Annotated in this window: 1 protein-coding gene; it reads right to left on the bottom strand. The window is 48.1% G+C overall.

Translation table 11 applies throughout. The annotated features are described in order from the left end of the window. Positions 1-186 (bottom strand): hypothetical protein (locus PSI23_RS23765; RefSeq protein ID WP_273557079.1); only part of this gene is annotated, 186 nt, incomplete at its 3' end. Positions 187-293: the final 107 nt, after the last annotated feature.

Here is a 293-nt window from a genome sequence, read left to right as displayed (position 1 = left end):
CAATACTGTGTGAACCCTGTCATGACGGGTCGAATACATCACCCGCAATTGTTTTCGCATTACCCATTGCTCAGTGAGAACAGCCAGATCTCCTATGTTTCGCTGAACAACCGCAAATGGTCGCCCCATTTCTCTACATCGATATCTCGCCTCTTCCACTGCTGCGGGTAGGTCGGTGAAAATCATGCGTTCAGCTCCTTAAGCGCTCTATATTTCCTCATCAGGAACACACCTTTTCTGATTGCATTAATGGCCCTTATTCGTTTTCTGTGGCGCACTATTTGCCACGGCAG

The organism is Xenorhabdus yunnanensis, assembly GCF_028598805.1.
GTDB classification, from domain to species: domain Bacteria; phylum Pseudomonadota; class Gammaproteobacteria; order Enterobacterales; family Enterobacteriaceae; genus Xenorhabdus; species Xenorhabdus yunnanensis.
Note: the sequence above shows the minus strand (reverse complement) of the source record. Positions and strands in the feature narration are given on the sequence as shown.